The organism is Streptomyces sp. NPDC030840 (genome assembly GCF_055572015.1).
In genome coordinates, this window is sequence record NZ_JBVIEE010000010.1 from 33,760 (window position 1) to 54,116 (window position 20,357).

The following is a 20,357-nucleotide window of genomic DNA, read 5'->3' on the forward strand; positions in this document are numbered from 1 at the left end:
CCTACCCCTCCGTCCCCGGGTCGGGGACCCGCCGAAGCAGGCGGGCCCCCGAGGAGCGCCCCGGTCGCCGGGTGCCTCCCCGAGGAGGACGCCGCCGAGCAGCGCCGGGTCACGGCCCGCTCCCGGCGGAGGCGGCCGGGCGCAGGCGTCCGGAGGGCGGGCTCAAACCGACCCGCCCCTACCCCTCCGTCCCCGGGTCGGGGACCCGCCGAAGCAGGCGGGCCCCCGAGGAGCGCCCCGGTCGCCGGGTGCCTCCCCGAGGAGGACGCCGCCCAGCAGCGCCGGGTCACGGCCCGCTCCCGGCGGAGGTGGCCCGCCGGAGGCGTCCAGTGCGGTGGGCTCAGAGCGGCCCGCGCGTGCCCCGCCGTCCCCGGGTGGCCGGCCCGCCGAAGCAGGCGGGCCCCCGGGGGGCGCCCCGGTCGCCGGGTGCCTCCCCGAGGAGGACGCCGCCGAGCAGCGCCCCGGCCAGCCCGCCGCCGAAAGGGCCGGCGTACGGATTCCCGTACGACCGCACGTCCTGCCAGGCCAGCCGCTGGGCCTCGTGGGCCAGCACGTCGGCGTGCCGGGCCTCGGAGAGGGAGGAGCTCTCCTGGGCCAGGAAGAAGTGACGTTCCGCCTCCGCCAGCCGGGTCCGCGCCCGGCCGGCCACGGCCGCCCGGTGTGTCGTGACGAAACCGGCCGCCGCGGTCACCGCACTCCGGGCCGTGAGCAGGGCCCCGTCGAGCAGGTCGGCGGCGTACTCACCGGGCAGCGAGTCACCCATCGCGGCGGCGGCCCGGGCCAGGCGGCGCAGGGCGTCGAGGGGGTCGTACGGCACGACGGCCACCTCCCGGCGTACGTCCGCCACGGTCGTCGCGGCGGTACGGTCCCGGGGGAGGCCGCCGGCGCCGAGGGCCCTCTCCACCTCCGCGAGCACGGCCGGCAGCCGCTCCTCGGCCGTCGCCAGTTCGCCGGCCAGCCGGTCGACACCGGTCACGAAGACGTCGGCCTGGTGAACGGCTCCCTCCGCCGCCCGCAGGTGAACCGCCGTCTCATCATGGTCGCCCTCGACCATGGCCCGCCGTGCCCGGCCCAGCTGCTCGGTGGCGAACACCAGCCGGTCCTTGGCCTGTTCGACGTGGCCCGCGACGGGCAGGCAGGCCGCAGGGCCGTACCGGTCGCGCAGCCCGACCAGGGTCGCCTCCGCGCCCGTCGTCCGCGCGGTCAGCTGCCGGAAGCGTGCCTCCGCGAACTCCAGCGCCCCGGTGGCGTCCCGCTCCAGCTCCCGAAGCGCGTCGAACGCGGGCGCCTCCGCGTCCAGCCGCCGCCCGGCCTCCGCGCACCGCGTGACGATCTGCTTCAGGGTCTCCCGCTTCTCGTCGGCGGACACCTCGTCCGCCGTGTCGTCGAGTTCCTGCCGCAGCCGGAACGCCACCGCCAGTTCGCCCCGCGCGTCCTCCAGTGCCTGGGTGAAGGGCCGCGCCGCGGCCTCGCCGAGCCACCCCACGACGTACCCGAGCTCCTCCGCGCTCGTCCGCACACAGTCGTCGACCTCGACGAGGAACCGCCGGCCCCGCCGGTCGAGTTCCTCCGACGGCACGACCGGCTCGCGCCCGCCGCCCGGTGTCGTGCGTGTCCTGGCGCGCCGCGTCCGCCGTACGTACGCGTACGCGGCGAGGGTTCCCGCCGCGCCCAGCGCGAGCAACGGGAGCATCAGGTCGCCGGTGGCGATCCTGTCCTCGTCGGGCTGTGCCACCCGGGCGACGGGGCCCGTGGTGACGGTGGGACGGGGCGCCTGTGCCTGCTCCGTGCCGCCCGCGCCTGTCACGGGCAGCACCAGCCAGGCCAGGGCTACCAAGGCCCCGAGCACGGCGTGTGCCACGCGCACACCTGGGTGCGACCGGCTCCGGTGCGGGGGCGATGTCACATTTGAGAGGGTATGGGCCCTTGGGTGAGTCCGCACCTGATGCGTCTCGTCTGCCCTGTTGCTGTCGGTGCTCGCCCGCGTGTCCGTTGTGGCCGGTCGTCGCGCCCACGCGGCGGAGCCGCATATTCAACACAGCCCCGCGCCCTTGGAGGCACGGGCGTCGTTCTACGACGATTTCCTCCTGCTGATCTTCGAACCCAGCCACACCAGCGGGTCGTACTTGCGATCGACCGCGCGTTCCTTCAGGGGGATCAGGGCGTTGTCCGTGATCTTGATGCCCTCGGGGCAGACCTCCGTGCAGCACTTGGTGATGTTGCAGTAGCCGAGGCCGTGCTCGTCCTGGGCCGTGGCCTTGCGGTCGAGGCCCGATTCCGCGGCGGCGTCCAGCGGGTGCATGTCCAGCTCGGCCACCCGCATGAGGAAGCGCGGGCCCGCGAACGCCCGCTTGTTCTCCTCGTGGTCGCGGACCACATGGCACGTGTCCTGGCACAGGAAGCACTCGATGCACTTGCGGAACTCCTGCGAGCGGTCCACGTCCTCCTGCATCATGCGGTACTCGCCCGGGCCGAGACCCTCGGGCGGCACGAAGGACGGCACCTCACGGGCCTTGGCGTAGTTGAAGCCGACGTCCGTCACCAGGTCGCGGACCACCGGGAAGGCGCGCAGCGGGGTGACCGTGATCGTCTCGTCCCGCTCGAACACCGACATCCGCGTCATGCACATCAGCCGGGGCCGCCCGTTGATCTCCGCCGAGCACGAGCCGCACTTGCCCGCCTTGCAGTTCCAGCGGACCGCCAGATCGGGGGCCTGGGTGGCCTGGAGGCGGTGGATGATGTCGAGGACCACCTCACCGTCGTTCACCTCGACCTTGAAGTCCTCCAGGCCGCCGCCCCCCACGTCCCCGCGCCACACCTTGAAGTGGGCCGTGTAGCCGCTCATTCGTACAGCTCCTCTTCGGCGAGGTACTTGACCAGCTCCTCCTTGTCGAACAGGGCGAGCAGGTCGGGTCGGATGGGGTCGGTTGTCTCGGGGGTGAGGTCGATCTGGCCGGCCACCGGGTCGGTCGCCGCCAGACCGCCCGTCGGGTCGGTCAGCCGGCACAGGAGGTTGGTGCGGCGCCACTTGCGGTCCATCGTCGGGTAGTCCTCGCGGGTGTGGCCGCCCCGCGACTCCGTGCGCTCCAGTGCGGCCCGCGCCACGCACTCGCTGACCAGCAGCATGTTCCGCAGGTCCAGGGCGAGGTGCCAGCCCGGGTTGAACTGGCGGTGCCCCTCCACCCCGGCCCTGCGTGCCCGGACCCGGAGATCGGCGAGCTTCTCCAGGGCCTGCTTCATCTCGGGCTCGCGGCGGATGATGCCGACCAGGTCGTTCATCGCCTGCTGGAGCTCCTGGTGGAGGGTGTACGGGTTCTCCGGCGGCCCTCCGGCGGGCTCCCCGCCCTCCGCCGAGAACGGGCGCAGCGCCTCCGCGGCCGCAGCGTCGACCTGGACGTCGTCCACCGGCGGCCGGGCGCCCGCCAGGCCGGTCGCGTACTCGGCCGCGTGCCAGCCCGCCCGGCGGCCGAACACCAGCAGGTCGGACAGCGAGTTGCCGCCGAGGCGGTTGGAGCCGTGCATGCCGCCCGCGACCTCCCCGGCCGCGAACAGGCCCGGCACCCCGCGCGCCGCCGCCGTGTCCGACTCGACCGCGATGCCGCCCATCACGTAGTGGCAGGTCGGGCCGACCTCCATGGGCTCGGCGGTGATGTCGACGTCGGCCAGCTCCTTGAACTGGTGGTACATCGAGGGCAGTCGGCGCCGGATGACCTCGGCCGGCATCCGCGTGGACACGTCCAGGAAGACACCGCCGTGCGGGGAGCCGCGGCCCGCCTTCACCTCGGCGTTGATCGCCCGCGCCACCTCGTCACGGGGGAGCAGCTCCGGAGGCCGCCGGTTGTGGTCCGGGTCCTCGTACCAGCGGTCGCCCTCCTCCTCCGACTCGGCGTACTTCTCCCTGAAGACGTCGGGGATGTAGTCGAACATGAACCGCTTGCCCTCGGAGTTGCGCAGCACACCGCCGTCGCCGCGCACCGACTCCGTGACGAGGATGCCCTTCACCGACGGCGGCCAGACCATGCCCGTCGGGTGGAACTGCACGAACTCCATGTTCAGCAGGGGAGCGCCCGCGAGCAGCGCCAGGGCGTGTCCGTCGCCCGTGTACTCCCACGAGTTCGAGGTCACCTTGAAGGACTTGCCGATACCGCCGGTGGCGATCACGACGGCGGGTGCCTCCAGGACGAAGAAGCGGCCGGACTCGCGCTCGTAGGCGAAGACCCCGCTGACCCGTGCCCCGTCCTTCAGAACGCGCGTGACCGTGCACTCCTGGAAGACCTTCAGCCGGGACTCGTAGTCCCCGGTCTCCTTGAAGTCCTCCTGCTGGAGCGCGACGATCTTCTGCTGGAGGGTGCGGATCAGCTCCAGGCCCGTACGGTCGCCGACGTGGGCCAGGCGCGGGTACTCGTGCCCGCCGAAGTTGCGCTGCGAGATCCGGCCGTCCTTCGTACGGTCGAAGAGCGCGCCCCACGTCTCCAGCTCCCACACCCGGTCGGGCGCCTCCTGCGCGTGCAGCTCGGCCATGCGCCACTGGTTGAGGAACTTGCCGCCGCGCATGGTGTCGCGGAAGTGCACCTGCCAGTTGTCGCCCGCGTTGACGTTGGCCATGGCGGCCGCGATGCCGCCCTCGGCCATCACCGTGTGGGCCTTGCCGAACAGGGACTTGCAGATCACGGCCGTACGGGCGCCGCGTTCGCGTGCCTCGATGGCGGCGCGCAGTCCGGCGCCGCCCGCGCCCACCACGACGACGTCCCACTCCTGCCGGTCGACCACGGACATCAGAAGGCCCCACCCATCTAGAAGAAGCGCGGATCGTCGAAGGCGCCGGACGCGACCAGGTAGACGTAGAAGTCGGCGAGCGCCACGCTCACCAGTGACGCCCACGCCAGCTGCATGTGCCGGGCGTTGAGCTTCCCGACGTAACGCCACATCCGGTACCGAACGGGATGTTTGGAGAAGTGCTTGAGCTTGCCGCCGACGATGTGCCGGCACGAGTGGCAGGAAACGGTGTACGCCCAGATCAGCACGATGTTGACCAGGAACACGACGGTGCCGAGGCCCATGTGGCCCCACGCGTAGTTCTCGTCGCGGAAGGCGAGGACCGTGTCGTACGTGAGGATCCCGGCGACGACGATCGCGGCGTAGAAGAAGTACCGGTGGATGTTCTGCAGGATCAGCGGGAAGCGGGTCTCGCCGGTGTACTTCTTGTGCGGCTCCGCGACCGCGCAGGCCGGCGGGGACGCCCAGAACCCGCGGTAGTAGGCCTTGCGGTAGTAGTAGCAGGTCAGGCGGAAGCCCAGCGGGAAGATCAGGATGATGATCGCGGGGGAGACGCCCCACCAGCTGCCGAAGATCTCCCAGTTGGGCCCGGCGTGCATCGGCTCGCACCGCTCGGCCAGGCAGGGCGAGTAGAACGGCGAGACGTAGGGCGCGGCGTAGTAGTCCGCGTCGGCGAAGGCCCGCCACGTCGAGTAGACGATGAAGGCGAGCAGCCCGGCCGCGGTGCCGGCGGGCGCCAGCCACCAGCGGTCCGTCCGCAGGTGCGGAGCGGCGATCGCGGCGCGTGTGCCGGTGCGTACACCGCCGCTGTTCGGATGGGGTTCCGTACCAGTTGCCAACGTAGGACGCCCTTCTCTTAAGGGGCTCGGTTCGCCTCCGGGGCGCCTGAGCCGGTGTCGAGAGACCGACCGTGCTCAGCCCTCCTTCGTCGGGCCTCCGCGCGCTCGGCCTCTCGACACCGGCGCGCCCCTTCGGCTCACTCGCCAGTACGCACCCGGCTCCACGGACGGCGCTCAGGGCGCGTGGCGGTCGCGGGCGCCGAGTCCCTCGTCGTCCGTGTCCGTCCACAGCGCGCTGTCGTACGGGGTGTCGGGGATCGTGAGGAGTTCGGGCCGCCGGTGCTGCCCGAGCCCTGGTGCCGCGTCGCGCAGCAGCGCGACGCTTTCGCGCAGGTGATCGGCGTCGGCGCGGACCCGGCGCATATCGAGCCCGCCGCTGCCGAGCTGCTGCTCCAGGCGGCCTACGGACCGGAACAGGTCTTCGAGGCAGCGCTGGACCGATGTCAGTTCGTCGTGCACGGACATGACGTGACCTCACTTCCGTGGGCTGTCGAACCCTGGACGGCGACGTTCATGCGCCTGAGAGTGTTGCGCGTCACACGAGCCGCTGTGAAGGCATGTGCACGGATTGGCGGATCGCAACCCCCGGAACGCGCCGCCACGCGCTCCCGGCGCACTCCGGGCACGCGCCGGCGGGCGCGGAGCGGGTTGCGCCGCGCGGGTGGGCTTCGCCCCGCGTCTCGCCGTGTCGTCGCGTCCACTCGCGCCTTCTCGCCTTCAGTGGGCCCATCAGTCTGATCGATCCGATCAGCTCTATATCGCCCCAATATACCCCGAACGTGATCAAAGTGGACCTGTCCTCCGCCGCGACGGCGACGGAGTGGCACGGCGACACCCGGAGGTGGCAGTGAAGGCCGACGACCGAGTCGGACCGCGCGCGGCGCTGCGCTCGGTCGCGTTCCTTGCCGCGGGCGTGCTCGCGGCACCGGTGCTCACCGCGTGCGGCGAGGACGACCCGGCCGGCAGACCCCTCGCCGGACAGGACATCGCGCCCGCCGAACGCGACCAGGTCGCCGACGGGGGCACCCTGCGCTGGGCCGTGGACGCCGTGCCCGAGACGCTCAACACCTTCCAGTCGGACGCCGACGCCGCCACCGCGCGGATCGCCGGAGCCGTCCTGCCGTCGATGTACCGGATGGACGCGGACGGCAGGCCGGAGCGGAACACCGACTACCTGGAGTCAGCCGAGATCATCGAGCGCGAGCCGAAGCAGGTCGTGCTCTACAAGCTCCACCAGCGGGCCGTCTGGAGCGACGGCCGCGAGATCGCCGCCGCCGACTTCGCCGCCCAGTGGCGCGCCCTGTCCGGCCGGGACTCCACGTACTGGACGGCCCGCAACGCCGGGTACGACCGGATCGAGAAGATCGAGCGGGGGGCCAACGACCTCCAGGTGCGGGTCACCTTCAGCAGGCCGTACGCCGACTGGAAGTCGCTGTTCACACCGCTGTACCCGAAGGAGGTCACGGGCAACCCGGACGCCTTCAACGACCGTGCCAGGCGCAAGCTGAAGGTCACCGCAGGCCCCTTCAACCTCAAGGAGGTCGACCGCAAGGGCGGCAAGGTCACCCTCACCCGCAACCCCCGGTGGTGGGGCCGCCCCGCGAAGCTCAAGGAACTGGTGCTGCGCGCCGTGCCACGCCACGACCGGGCGGAGGCACTGGCCGACGGCAAGGTCGACATCGCGGAGATCGACGCGGCGGACGCCCGGCGGATCGACCGCGCCGGACGGACCGAGGGCGACCAGAACGCCACCGGGCGGAACTCCGACCGGGCCCTGGACTCGGGGAAGGCCGGGCACGAGTCCGGCGAGAAGGCCGCCGACGACAACCGCGCCCGCGGCAAGCGGGGCAGGGCGCTCTCCGCGTACGCGAGGCAGCAGTCCGCCCTGCGCGGCTTCGAGGTCCGCAAGTCCCTGGAGCCCGCCTACACCCAGCTCGCCCTCAACGGCGCCGAGGGCCCCCTCACCGACGAACGCGTCCGCCGTGCCGTGGCCCGGGCCCTGAACCGCGAGCAGCTCGCCGCCCTCGTCCTGAAGCCGCTCGGGCTGCCCGCCGTCCCCGTCGGCAGCCATGTCGCGCTCGCCGGCCAGGCCGCGTACGCCGACAACAGCGGCGCCCTCGGCGGCGAGGACACCAAGGAGGCGAAGGCCCTGCTCGCCGACGCCGGGTGGGTACCGGGCGGCCCGGTCAAGAAGGACAAGAAGGCGGCCGGAGCCGAGGGCAGGAAGCACTCCGGATCCACTGACTCCGAGCGCTCCGAGAAGACGGACTCCCGGGAGGCCGACGGCGGAACGTACGTCGTCGGCGAGGACAACAAGGCGCACGACGACGACAAACAGGACCCTCCGGGCGCGTACGCCCCGGTGGGCACCCACGCACCCGCCATGAAGGGCCCGCTCGCCAAGGACGGAAAGGCGCTCAGCCTGCGCTTCGTGCTGCCGTCCGGACCCGGCTCACAGTCCCTGCGGGCGGTCGGCAAGCGCATCGCGCGCATGCTGGACCGCGTCGGCATCCGCACCGAGATCACCAAGGTCCCCGACGAGAGCTACTTCAAGGACCACATCGCGAACGGCGAGTACGACCTCGCGCTGTACTCCTGGCCCGCCTCCGCCTACCCCGCCACCGACGCCCGCCCCATCTACGCCAAGCCGGTCCCCGGCGCGGACGGCTCGCTGAGCATCGAGCAGAACTACACGCGCGTGGGCACCGACCGGGTCGACCAGCTCTTCGACCAGGCCATCGCCACGCTGGACGAGAACGAGTCCCGCTCCCTGATCCGCAAGGCCGACGCCCGCATCTGGGCCGCCGCCGGCTCGATCCCCCTCTACCAGCGCCCCCAACTGGTGGCCACCCGCACCAACCTGGCCAACGCGGGCGCCTTCGGCTTCCGGACCCCGGTCTACGAGGACATGGGCTTCCTGAAGAAGTCGGAGCGCCGCTGAGGGCTCGCATATCGACTGGGGGGCGCCCCGACAAGGCTTCGGGGCCCTATCGGCCGAGGGCGCGCCCAAGGCATTCAGGGGCGCGGGGAACTGCGCGACCAGCCACAACCGACCCGCACCCGCCACACAACCCCAACCCAGCAGACGAGACGCAACCCGCCGAACTCCGTAGTCGAGTACCTCACAAAAGAAGGTCCCCCACACCTCCCGGCCAAGCCCAGCGGCAGCGCACCCGTACCATGGGGTGAGGCCGTGGCGTGTCCAGCCCGGCAGGGTCCGCGAGACGCAGCCGTCCGCGAGACCGTCCTCACACTCCGGGAGAACGCCGCAATATGGCCACGCGCCACGACATCCGCAACGTAGCCATCGTCGCCCACGTCGACCACGGGAAGACGACGATCGTCGACGCCATGCTCAAGCAGGCCGGCGCCTTCGCCGCGCACCAGCTCGACTCCGTCGACGACCGCATGATGGACTCGAACGACCTGGAGCGTGAGAAAGGCATCACGATCCTCGCCAAGAACACCGCGGTGAAGTATCACCCGAAGGACGGCGGGGAACCGATCACCATCAACATCATCGACACCCCCGGCCACGCCGACTTCGGCGGCGAGGTCGAGCGCGGTCTGTCGATGGTCGACGGCGTCGTCCTGCTCGTCGACGCCTCCGAGGGCCCCCTGCCCCAGACCCGCTTCGTGCTGCGCAAGGCCCTGCAGGCCCGGCTGCCCGTCATCCTGTGCATCAACAAGACGGACCGCCCGGACGCCCGTATCGACGAGGTCGTGAACGAGACCTACGACCTCTTCCTCGACCTGGACGCGGACGAGGAGCAGATCGAGTTCCCGATCGTCTACGCCTGCGGCCGCGACGGCATCGCCTCGCTGACCAAGCCGGACAACGGCACGGTCCCGTCCGACTCCACCAGCCTGGAGCCGTTCTTCTCGACGATCCTGGACCACATCCCGGCGCCGACCTACGACGAGGAGGCCCCGCTCCAGGCCCACGTCACCAACCTGGACGCCGACAACTTCCTCGGCCGCATCGCGCTGCTCCGCGTCGAGCAGGGCGAGCTGCGCAAGGGCCAGACGGTCGCCTGGATCAAGCGCGACGGCTCCATCAGCAACGTCCGCATCAGCGAGCTGATGATGACCGAGGCGCTCACCCGCAAGCCCGCCGAGAAGGCCGGCCCGGGTGACATCTGTGCCGTCGCCGGTATCCCGGACATCATGATCGGTGAGACCCTCGCCGACACCGAGAACCCGGTCCCGCTCCCGCTGATCACGGTCGACGAGCCCGCGATCTCCATGACCATCGGCACCAACACCTCGCCGCTGGTCGGCCGCGGCGGCACCGGCAAGGGCGCCGACGCGAAGGCGGCGGTGAAGGACCGCAAGGTAACCGCCCGCCAGGTCAAGGACCGCCTCGACCGCGAGCTCATCGGTAACGTCTCCCTGCGCGTCCTCGACACCGAGCGGCCGGACGCCTGGGAGGTCCAGGGCCGTGGCGAGCTGGCCCTCGCGATCCTCGTCGAGACCATGCGCCGGGAGGGCTACGAGCTCACCGTCGGCAAGCCGCAGGTCGTCACCAAGGACGTCGACGGCAAGGTGTACGAGCCGGTCGAGCGCATGACGATCGACGTGCCCGAGGAGCACATGGGCGCCGTCACGCAGCTCATGGGCGTGCGCAAGGGCCGCATGGACAACATGTCCAACCACGGTTCGGGCTGGGTGCGCATGGAGTTCGTCGTCCCCTCGCGCGGTCTGATCGGCTTCCGCACGGAGTTCCTGACCCAGACCCGCGGCACGGGCATCGGGCACTCCATCCACGAGGGCTTCGAGCCCTGGTTCGGCGCCCTCCAGACCCGTAACAACGGCTCCCTGGTGGCCGACCGCGCCGGTGCCGTCACCGCCTTCGCGATGACGAACCTCCAGGAGCGCGGCGTCCTGTTCGTGGAGCCCGGCACCGAGGTGTACGAGGGCATGATCGTCGGCGAGAACTCGCGCTCCGACGACATGGACGTGAACATCACCAAGGAGAAGAAGCTCACCAACATGCGGTCGTCGACGGCCGACGTGGCCGAGTCGATCGTCCCGCCGCGCAAGCTCTCCCTGGAGCAGTCGCTGGAGTTCTGCCGCGACGACGAGTGCGTCGAGGTCACCCCGGAGGCCGTACGCATCCGCAAGGTGAACCTGGACGCCCGCGAGCGGGCCCGCGCCGCGAGCCGCGCCAAGCACGGCTGACACACCGTCACCGAGGCCTGTGGAGGACCCGGTTCCCGCAAGGAGGGAACCGGGCCTTCCGTGTGCGCGTATGGTCGTCCACGGCGACGGGCCGGCCGGTCCTCGCGCCCGCCCGTCCGTGCGCCGAAGTGCACCGCCGCGGTCGCGTCGACTTTGCTGTCCGTGGACTGTGAGGCGCTGTTCGGATATCGGTGTTGCAGCGATCAAGTTTCGGACATGTAAACAAAAATCCCTCCGCGAATGTCCGTTTCGCGAAGTCTTCGTCTCACCTGTCAAGCGCGTTCAGGTGTCAATCTTTGCAATTTTTGCTCAAAATATGGACGGTAGGGAGATCCCTATGTCTTTCGCCCTTGACGCGCGTTGACTCACTTGGCGAAAGTTCCCCCAAACCACAGAACCCGCCGGTATCTGTGCTGCGCTCAACTCTCCATCCCCCGGGGGAAGAACACACATGACCAGTCCAACCAAGGCCGAGGGCTCGGGTCCGTCGGTCGCCTTGGACCCCGAACTGGCCTCCGCCAGCAAGGCCGACGAGCCGAAGAAGCTTGAGGGCCGTTCCCCCGGCCAGCTGATGTGGCAGCGCTTCAGGCGTGACCGTACCGGCATGTTCTGTGCCGGGGTAGTGATTTTCTACTTCGTCATCGCCCTGTTGGCGCCGCTGCTGACCTCGATCAGTGGGACCAACCCGTACACGCTGTACGGCCAGGACCCCACGTACGCGGACAACCCGGTGCTGGACGACTTCGGTCTCCCGCTCGGCTGGTTCGGAGGAGTCTCGGGCGAGCACTGGTTCGGCGTCGAACCCCAGTACGGGCGTGACCTGTTCGCCATGCTGATGTACGGCATGCGCACCTCGCTCTACATGGCGCTGGGTGTGACCGTGCTGCTGATGGTGACCGGCGTCATCATCGGTCTGATCGGTGGTTACTTCGGTGGCCGCACCGACTACTGGATCGGCCGCGTCACCGACTTCTTCCTGTCCTTCCCGCAGCAGCTGTTCTTCATCGCCTTCATGCCCGTGGTCACCGCGTTCTTCGTGGACCCGGAGGAGGAGACGCCCACCTACTTCCGGGCGGTGGCGATCCTGATCGTGCTGTGGCTGCTGGGCTGGATGGGCATGGCCCGACTGGTGCGCTCCACCGTGCTGTCGCTGCGTGAGCGGGAGTTCGTGGAGGCGGCGAAGGTGTCGGGTGCCTCGCCCTGGCGGATCGTCCGCAAGGAGATCCTGCCGAACGTCGTCTCGCCGATCCTGGTGCAGTTCACTTACCAGCTCCCGAGCACGATTCTCACCATCGCCTTCCTCTCCTTCGCCGGGGTCGGCTTCGTCGAACCGACTCCGGACTGGGGGCGACTGTTCGCCGCCGGCGCCAAGTACGCCGAGCAGGACCCGGCGTTCATGTTCTTCCCCGGTGTGGCGCTGGTGATCTTCATCCTGTGCTTCAACCTTCTCGGAGACTCCGTACGGGATGCCTTCGACCCCAAGTCCGGGCGCTGATCGTCCATTGGTGGGGGGTGACTGCCGCCCCCGCGTCGGCCTACCAGCCGCGTCAGGCAGTACTCATGGATAACAACCGACAGGTAGGTGCATACACCGTCATGAAGTCGCTCACCTCGCGCAGAGCACGCGCCATAGTGGTCGCCATCGCGGCCGGCTCCCTCGCGCTGACCGGCTGCTCGGAGAACAAGGGCACGAGCTCCAACAAGGACTCGAAGGAAGACCAGAAGGGTGCCGCGGCGCAGGCCAAGCCCGTCACCTACGCTGACGCGGCGGCCTCCACCGGACCGGCCGCGGAGGTGTCCGGCGCCAAGAAGGGCGGCACCATCGAGGTCTACCAGGAGGCGGGCCTCTCGCACCTGGACCCGGGCCAGACCTATGTCTCCGACGGTGGTCAGGTCGGCAACCTGCTCTTCCGTGGCCTGACGAACTTCAAGGAGGACGGCAAGGGCGGCGTCGCGGTCGTCGGTGACGTGGCGACCGACTCCGGCAAGTCCTCCGACGGCGGCAAGACCTGGACGTTCACGCTCAAGGACGGCATCAAGGACCAGAACGGCAACGAGATCACCTCGGCCGACGTCCGCCACACCATCGAGCGCCAGTACGCCAAGTTCATCTTCGACGGTCCCACCTACGTGCAGACCTGGCTGAGCGGCCCGAAGTACCGCGAGGCACTGCCCGACGGCGGCTACGGCAAGAAGCACCTGCCGGACAGCGTCCTGGAGACGCCGGACGACAAGACGGTCGTCTTCCACTTCGACACGGCGCGCCCCGACCTGCCGCAGACGCTGGCCATGCCGGGCTACGCCATCGTTCCGGAGAAGACCGACACGAAGGAGAAGTACGACAAGGCCCCGGTCGCCCTCGGCCCCTACAAGATCGCCGAGTACAAGGTCGGCAAGTCCATGAAGCTGGTGAAGAACGACCAGTGGGACCCGAAGACCGACGCCGTCCGCCACCAGTACGTTGACGGCTGGAACTTCGACTTCGGTGTCACCGAGTCGACCCAGACGAAGCGTCTGATCGCCGACCAGGGTGCGTCCAAGAACGCCATCCAGCTCACCGGCAGCGTCGAGTCCACCCAGATCCAGAACGTCATCTCCGACCCGGCCGTCAACAAGCGCACCGTCAAGGGCTACGCGCCCTACGTCCAGGTGCTGAACTTCAACCTGGACCGGGTCAAGAACAAGAAGGTCCGCGACGCCATCACCTACGCGGTGAACTCCAAGTCGCTCATCGCCGGTGAGGGCGGTGCCTACGGAGGCGACGTCGCCCAGAACCTGTTCGCCCCGACCCTGCCGGGCTACGAACCCTCCTACGACCCGTACGGCCGCCTGAAGACGCCCCAGGGCAACATCAAGAAGGCCGAGGAACTCCTGAAGGACGTCCCGGCCTCCGAGAAGAAGCTCGTCTTCGCCTACGCCAACACCGAGCAGGGCCAGAAGCGCAAGGTGGCCATCGAGGACGCGCTGACCAAGGTCGGCATCGACGTCGTCTCCAAGGAGGTCGACGGCGCGAGCTACTACGAGCAGATCGGCAAGCTGGACAACCCCTACGACATCTACATCAGCGGCTGGGGCCAGGACTGGCCGTCCGCCGGTACGGTCGTCACGCCGGTCTACGACGGTGACCAGATCGCCGACGGTTCGCCGAACTACTCGCACGTCAACGACCCCCAGGTCCAGGCGCTGATCAAGAAGGCCCTGACCCAGGAGCCGACCGAGGCGGAGAAGACCTGGCAGGAGGCGCACCACTACATCCTCGAGAAGGTCAACCCGGCCGCTCCGCTGTGGTACGTCAAGCAGTTCCAGCTCCACGGTTCGAACATCGGCGGTGCCCGCTACAGCACCGAGTCGAGCTACATCGACGTCAACGGACTCTTCCTGAAGTCGTAACGTCCTACGGCTGATCGCGGGGGTGCGCACCAGGCGGAGCGCACTCCCGCGGTTCCGTGAAACCTTCCACCGTCTCCGCAGAGAGCAGCCTCCCCGCCATGCTTCAGTTCATCATCCGGCGCTTGGTCGGTGCCGTCGTCACCTTGTTCCTGATCGGCGCCACCACCTTCTTCCTCTTCGTCGCCGCGCCGTCCGACTATGCCTCTCTGGCCTGTGGCAGGGACTGCACCCCGGCGAGACTGGAGGAGATCCGTCAGGCGCTCGGCCTCAACCTGCCGATCGCCCAGCAGTTCTGGGACTTCATGTCCGGCATCGTCGTGGGCCGTGACTTCCCCGACGGCCACTGCGCCGCGCCGTGCCTCGGCCAGTCGTTCTACTCGGGCGACATGGTCTGGGACACGATCCTGGACCGGTTCCCGACCACCCTCACGCTGACCGCCGGTGGCGCGGTCTGCTTCCTGATCATCGGTGTGGGCGCCGGCATGCTCGCCGCCTACAAGCGGGGCTCCATGCTCGACAAGGCGGCCACGGGCACGTCCATGGTGCTGAGCTCCTTCCAGATCTACTTCCTCGGCCCGATCGTGCTGACGATCCTCGTCTACAGCACGGGCTGGATGGAGGACCCGAAGTACGTGCCCATCACCGAGGACCCGGCCGGATGGTTCATCGGCATGTCCATCCCGGTGTGTGTGATGGCCACCATCTTCACCGCGCAGTACACGCGTATGGCCCGGGCCTCGATGATCGAGCAGCTGGCGGAGGAGCACGTCCGCACCGCTCGCGCGAAGGGCATGCCGCGGAAGTTCGTCTTCTTCCGCTACGCCTGGCGCGGCTCGATGATCCCGATCGTCACCGTCCTCGGCATCGACATCAGCTCCATGCTCGGCGGTGCCGTCGTCACCGAACTCACCTTCTCCCTCCAGGGCATCGGACGTCTGGCCGTGAACGGCGCGACCACCAAGGACCTCCCGCTGACGATGGGCGTCATGATGTTCGGGGCCTTCTTCATCCTCATCGTGAACATCCTCACCGACATCGCCTACGCCTACATCGACCCGCGCGTCCGGCTCTCCTAGGAAGAACGAACCACCGTGACCACACTGACCAAGACCGAGGACGCCCCGGCCCCGTCCGGGTCCGAGAGCTTCCTCTCGGTCCGTGATCTGCGGGTGCAGTTCTCCACCGAGGACGGCATCGTCAAGGCCGTCGACGGTCTCTCCTTCGACGTCGAGCGCGGCAGGACCCTGGGCATCGTGGGTGAGTCCGGCTCCGGCAAGTCCGTCACCAACCTGACGATCCTCGGCCTGCACAACCCGCGGACCACGACCATCGACGGCGAGATCGTCCTCGACGGCAAGGAACTCGTCACCGCCACCGAGAAGGAGCTGGAGCAGCTCCGCGGCAACAAGATGGCGATGATCTTCCAGGACCCGCTGACGGCGCTGTCGCCGTACTACACGGTGGGCCGGCAGCTCTCCGAGCCGTTCATGAAGCACACCGGCGCCAACAAGAAGGACGCCAAGGACCGGGCCGTCCAGATGCTGGAGAAGGTCGGCATCCCGCAGCCCAAGGTGCGCTTCGACGACTACCCGCACCAGTTCTCCGGCGGTATGCGCCAGCGCGCGATGATCGCCATGGCGCTGATGTGCGACCCGGACCTGCTGATCGCCGACGAGCCGACCACCGCGCTCGACGTGACCGTGCAGGCGCAGATCCTGGACCTGCTGAAGGACCTCCAGCAGGAGTTCGGCTCCGCGATCATCTTCATCACCCACGACCTCGGCGTCATCTCCAACATGGCCGACGACCTGCTCGTGATGTACGCGGGCCGGGCCGTGGAGCGCGGCAGCGTCAAGGAGGTGCTGGGCACGCCCAAGCACCCGTACACGTGGGGCCTGCTCAGCTCGATGCCGCGCCTCGACGGCGACATCCACGAGACGCTGACGCCGATCCCGGGCTCCCCGCCCTCCCTGCTCAACCCGCCGTCGGGCTGCCCCTTCCACCCGCGGTGCGTGTTCAAGGACGAGGTGCCGGGCACGCTGTGCACGGACACGCGTCCGCCGCTGGGCGAGGGGCGTGCCTCGGCGTGCCACCTGACGGCGGAGCAGAAGCAGACCATCTTCATCGACAAGATCCAGCCCCGGCTGCGCTAGGGAGATCCGAGACATGAGCGACAACCTCACCCTCCCCACACAGCAGGGCTCCACCGGTACGTCGACCGAGACCCTCCTTGAGGTCCAGGGACTGACGAAACACTTCCCGATCTACGGCGGGTTCCCCATCAAACGCAAGGTCGGCGCCGTGCAGGCCGTCGACGGCGTGGACCTGACCGTCGGCGTCGGCGAGAGCGTCGGCCTGGTCGGCGAGTCCGGCTGCGGCAAGTCGACCACGGGCCGGCTGATCACCCGGCTCCTGGAGCCGACCAGCGGGAAGATCACGTACGCGGGCCGGGACATCACGCACGCCTCGCGCAAGCAGCTGGCGCCCGTGCGGTCCGAGATCCAGATGATCTTCCAGGACCCGTACTCCTCGCTGAACCCGCGGCAGACCGTCGGCTCGATCATCAAGTCGCCGATGGAGGTCAACGGGATCGAGCCGGAGGGCGGCCGGGAGAAGAAGGTCCGTGAGCTCCTGGAGCTCGTCGGCCTCAACCCGGAGCACTACAACCGCTTCCCGCACGAGTTCTCCGGTGGCCAGCGCCAGCGCATCGGCGTCGCCCGTGCCCTGGCGCTGAACCCGAAGCTGATCGTCGCGGATGAGCCGGTCTCCGCGCTGGACGTGTCCATCCAGGCGCAGGTGGTGAACCTCCTCCAGAAGGTCCAGGAGGAGCTCGGCATCGCCTTCCTGTTCATCGCGCACGACCTCGCGATCGTCCGGCACTTCTCGCAGCGCGTGGCCGTGATGTACCTCGGCAAGGTGGTGGAGGTCGGCGACCGGGACTCCATCTACAACCGGCCCCGGCACCCCTACACCCACGCCCTGCTCTCGGCCGTTCCCGAGGTCACCGTGGAGGACGAGGGCGAGCCGCGCGAGCGCATCCGCCTCGCCGGCGACGTGCCCTCCCCCATCCACCCGCCCTCCGGCTGCCGCTTCCGCACCCGCTGCTGGAAGGCGCAGGACAAGTGCGCCTCCGAGGAGCCGCCGCTGGTCCAGATCTCCGGCAACCGTGAGGGCCACCTGACGGCCTGCCACTTCCCGGAGGAGCCGACCACCGAGGCCCGCGACGAGGACGTCGTGATGGACCCGGCGCTGAGGGCGCTGGAGCAGGACACCGCGTCCGAGGCGCAGGTCGGCAAGGACTGACGACACAGGTCGGCACGTACTGGCCGGGCGTACGACGGTGACGGTCTCGGGACTGGAGGCGGGGCGAAGGGCCCCTGCCCCCGGTCCCGAACCGTTTCTTGGCGACGCCCGTACGGCGGGGTCGCGGGTCTCGGACACGAACTGCCCGTGCGGGGGGAGTGCCTCGCGTGCGGTGCGCGGAGTGACATGGGAGAACGCGTGGTCAACCGCCGGCGCGGGGATTAATCGTTCGACAGGGGGCCGGACTCCGGGCAATGCTCCCCGGGGACCCGACCAGCCCTCTGGAGGCATTCGTTGAACCCCGTGATCCACAGCATCACGTTCAGCTGCACCGGCGATCCCTACGATCTCGGCCTGTTCTGGAGCGAGTTGCTCGGACGGCCGCTCGCCGACGACGACAAGCCCGGTGATCCCGAGGCCCTGATCGCGGACCCGGCCGGTGGCCCGAGGCTGCTGTTCGTGCGGGTGGACGAGGGCAAGCCGGCCGAGAGCCGGGTGCACCTCGACCTGCGTCCCCAGGGGCGCACCCGTGCCGAGGAGGTCGAGCGGGCGATCGGGCTCGGGGCCACGCTGGTCGCGGACCGCACGCGGCCCGACGGGCGCGGCTGGGTCGTGCTGGCCGACCCCGAGGGCAATGAGTTCTGCGTGGAGCGGGGGGAGTTGGACTAGGGCCTCCAAGCCCTACGCGGCGATGGCCGTTCGTGCGGGTTCCGGATGGTGGCAGGCCGTCAGGTGCCCCGTTCCGTTGCCCTCGATCCTGGCCAGCGGCGGTGTCTCGGTCGCGCACAGGCCGGTCGCCTTCCAGCAGCGGGTGCGGAAGCGACAGCCGGAGGGCGGGTCGATGGGGGAGGGGACGTCGCCGGTCAGGAGGATGCGTTCGCGGCGCGGGGCGTGGTCGGTGACCTCGGGGACCGCCGAGAGCAGGGCCCGGGTGTACGGGTGGCGCGGGTGTCGTACAGGTCGGAGCGGTTCGCGATCTCCATGATGCGGCCCAGGTACATCACCGCGACCCGCTGGGAGAAGTGGCGGACCACCGCCAGGTCGTGGGCGATGAAGACGAAGGCGATGCCCAGGTCCCTCTGGAGGGTCTGGAGGAGGTTCACGACCTGGGCCTGGATCGAGACGTCCAGCGCCGAGACCGGTTCGTCCGCCACGATCAGCTTCGGGGACAGCGTCAGCGCCCTTGCCACGCCGATGCGTTGCCGCTGGCCGCCGGAGAACTCGTGCGGGAAGCGGTTGTAGTGCTCGGGGTTGAGGCCGACCGTCTCCAGGAGCTCACGGACCCGTCGTTCGCGGCCGCCCACCGGGTTGATGCCGTGGATCTCCATCGGGGACCTGATGATGGCGCCGACCGTTTGCCGGGGGTTGAGCGAGGAGTACGGGTCCTGGAAGATCATCTGTATCTCGGGGCGGACGGACGTGAGCTGCTTGCGGCTCGCGTGCGTGATGTCCCGGCCGGCGTACGTGATCCTGCCGCTGGTCGGCTCCAGGAGCCGGGTGATCAGCCGGCCCGTGGTGGACTTGCCGCAGCCCGACTCGCCGACCAGGCCCAGGCTCTCGCCCTCGGCGACCTGGAAGTCCAGGCCGTCGACGGCCCGCACCGCCCCGACCGTTCGTTTGACGGGGAAACCGCCGCGGATCGGGAAGTGCTTGGTCAGACCGCTGACGTCCAGGAGCGGGTCCGTGCTGGTCATGGCGTGAGGTTCCTTTGGCTGTCCGTCAGATGACTGCTGTGCGGCGGCTGACTGCTGTGGGCGGTTGACTGCCTGTGCGGCGGTGACTGGTGTGCGGCGGTGACCGCCGGGCGGCGGTTGGCTGCTTGCGTCAGTTGACCCTTGCCGCCGCGTAGTCCGCGAAGTACTCCCGGCGCTGGCCGGTGGTCAGGTGGCAGGCCGTGGCGTGCCCGTCGTCCGGCTCCAGCAGGGGCCGCCGCGTCGTGCACAGTCCGCCCCCGACCTTCTCCGCGAACGCGCACCGCGGATGGAAGCGGCAGCCCGGCGGCGGGGTGAGGAGGGACGGGGGTGTGCCCGGGATGGGGGAGAGCGGGACGTCCACCGGACCCTCCAGGCTCGGCATCGAGCCCAGCAGACCCAGGGTGTAGGGGTGTTGGGGCGCGCCGAGGACCTCGGCGCGCCGGCCCTTCTCCACGCACCGGCCGCCGTACATCACCAGGACGTCGTCGGCGATCCGTGAGATCACCCCGAGGTCGTGGGTGATGAAGATGATCGCGGTGCCGAACTCCTGCTGGAGGTCCCCGAGCAGGTCCATGATCTGTGCCTGCACGGTGACGTCCAGGGCCGTCGTCGGCTCGTCGGCGATCAGCAGCTCGGGGTCGCAGACCAGCGCCATGGCGATCATGGCGCGCTGCCGCATGCCGCCGGAGAACTGGTGCGGGTAGTCGTCCACCCGCACGTCCGGCTGCGGGATGCCGACCCGGCGCAGCATCTCCACCGCCCGCTCCCGTGCCTCACGCTTGGAGGCCCCGGTGTGCTTGCGGTACGTCTCGCCGATCTGCGCGCCCACCGTGTGGTACGGCGACAGGGAGGCCAGCGCGTCCTGGAAGATCAGGGACATCGTGTTGCCGCGCAGCCGCTCGAGCTCCCGTTCGGTCGCCGTCAGCAGTTCCTTGCCGTCCAGCAGGATCTCACCGTCGAGGGCGGTGCGGACGCGGTCGTGGAGGCCCAGGATCGCCAGGTTGGTGACGGACTTGCCGGAGCCGGACTCGCCCACGATGCCGAGGGTCCGGCCCCGCTCCAGGTCGAAGGAGAGACCGTCGACGGCCTTGACGACCCCGTCCTCGGTGTCGAAGTGGACCTTCAGGTCCCGCACGGAGAGGAAGGCCCCGCCCGCCTGCGTATGCGTACTCAT

General features: G+C 69.6%; 14 protein-coding genes and 1 pseudogene. 8 read left to right on the plus strand and 7 right to left on the minus strand.

What is annotated here, in order from left to right; genetic code table 11:
- Nucleotides 1-340: 340 nt before the first annotated feature.
- From ACZ49J_RS22210 to ACZ49J_RS22230, 5 genes are all read right to left on the minus strand, one after another.
- Nucleotides 341-1,861, minus strand: a complete 1,521-nt coding sequence (locus ACZ49J_RS22210) for a hypothetical protein (protein WP_467455759.1) — start codon at nt 1,859-1,861, stop codon at nt 341-343.
- Between the two features lie 210 nt (nt 1,862-2,071).
- Nucleotides 2,072-2,845, minus strand: a complete 774-nt coding sequence (locus tag ACZ49J_RS22215) for a succinate dehydrogenase/fumarate reductase iron-sulfur subunit (RefSeq protein WP_467455761.1) — start codon at nt 2,843-2,845, stop codon at nt 2,072-2,074.
- The gene (locus ACZ49J_RS22220) at nt 2,842-4,776 is read right to left on the minus strand and encodes a fumarate reductase/succinate dehydrogenase flavoprotein subunit (RefSeq protein WP_467455762.1); all 1,935 of its coding nucleotides are present in this window, start codon (nt 4,774-4,776) and stop codon (nt 2,842-2,844) included. The genes ACZ49J_RS22215 and ACZ49J_RS22220 overlap by 4 nt, the downstream gene beginning before the upstream one ends.
- A 17-nt stretch (nt 4,777-4,793) precedes the next feature.
- Entirely contained in the window at nt 4,794-5,615 is an 822-nt protein-coding gene (locus tag ACZ49J_RS22225) for a hypothetical protein (protein WP_467455764.1), read from the minus strand.
- 174 nt (nt 5,616-5,789) lie between these two features.
- Nucleotides 5,790-6,080, minus strand: a complete 291-nt coding sequence (locus ACZ49J_RS22230; RefSeq protein WP_467455765.1) for a hypothetical protein — start codon at nt 6,078-6,080, stop codon at nt 5,790-5,792.
- A 382-nt stretch (nt 6,081-6,462) separates the two neighbouring features.
- On the opposite strand from ACZ49J_RS22230, the gene ACZ49J_RS22235 reads away from it, so the two are divergent.
- The 8 genes from ACZ49J_RS22235 to ACZ49J_RS22270 all read left to right on the plus strand — a co-directional run bounded on the left by ACZ49J_RS22235 (nt 6,463) and on the right by ACZ49J_RS22270 (nt 18,158).
- Nucleotides 6,463-8,556: an ABC transporter family substrate-binding protein gene (locus ACZ49J_RS22235; protein ID WP_467455766.1), complete on the plus strand. Its 2,094-nt coding sequence runs from the start codon at nt 6,463-6,465 to the stop codon at nt 8,554-8,556.
- Between the two features lie 332 nt (nt 8,557-8,888).
- Nucleotides 8,889-10,796: a translational GTPase TypA gene (gene typA, locus ACZ49J_RS22240; RefSeq protein ID WP_467455768.1), complete on the plus strand. Its 1,908-nt coding sequence runs from the start codon at nt 8,889-8,891 to the stop codon at nt 10,794-10,796.
- A gap of 451 nt (nt 10,797-11,247) precedes the next feature.
- On the plus strand, nt 11,248-12,291 hold the full coding sequence (locus tag ACZ49J_RS22245; RefSeq protein ID WP_467455769.1) for an ABC transporter permease: 1,044 nt from the start codon (nt 11,248-11,250) through the stop codon (nt 12,289-12,291).
- A 101-nt stretch (nt 12,292-12,392) separates the two neighbouring features.
- The gene (locus tag ACZ49J_RS22250; RefSeq protein WP_467455770.1) at nt 12,393-14,186 is read left to right on the plus strand and encodes an ABC transporter substrate-binding protein; all 1,794 of its coding nucleotides are present in this window, start codon (nt 12,393-12,395) and stop codon (nt 14,184-14,186) included.
- A gap of 98 nt (nt 14,187-14,284) precedes the next feature.
- A complete protein-coding gene (locus ACZ49J_RS22255; RefSeq protein ID WP_467455771.1) occupies nt 14,285-15,262 on the plus strand; it encodes an ABC transporter permease in 978 nt (325 codons plus the stop codon).
- Nucleotides 15,263-15,277: 15 nt separating this feature from the next.
- Nucleotides 15,278-16,339, plus strand: coding sequence for an ABC transporter ATP-binding protein (locus tag ACZ49J_RS22260; protein WP_467455772.1), 1,062 nt, complete (start codon nt 15,278-15,280; stop codon nt 16,337-16,339).
- Nucleotides 16,340-16,352: 13 nt separating this feature from the next.
- Nucleotides 16,353-17,489, plus strand: coding sequence for an ABC transporter ATP-binding protein (locus ACZ49J_RS22265; RefSeq protein WP_467455773.1), 1,137 nt, complete (start codon nt 16,353-16,355; stop codon nt 17,487-17,489).
- 294 nt (nt 17,490-17,783) lie between these two features.
- Nucleotides 17,784-18,158 carry a VOC family protein gene (locus ACZ49J_RS22270; RefSeq protein WP_467455774.1) on the plus strand — a complete coding sequence of 125 codons (375 nt, stop codon included), beginning with the start codon at nt 17,784-17,786 and terminating at the stop codon, nt 18,156-18,158.
- A gap of 12 nt (nt 18,159-18,170) precedes the next feature.
- Here the strand turns inward: ACZ49J_RS22270 and ACZ49J_RS22275 are convergent.
- Both ACZ49J_RS22275 and ACZ49J_RS22280 read right to left on the minus strand, forming a co-directional pair.
- Nucleotides 18,171-19,183: pseudogene (locus ACZ49J_RS22275) on the minus strand (ABC transporter ATP-binding protein).
- A gap of 130 nt (nt 19,184-19,313) precedes the next feature.
- Complete coding sequence (locus tag ACZ49J_RS22280; RefSeq protein ID WP_467455775.1) at nt 19,314-20,357, minus strand: ABC transporter ATP-binding protein; 1,044 nt, start codon at nt 20,355-20,357, stop codon at nt 19,314-19,316.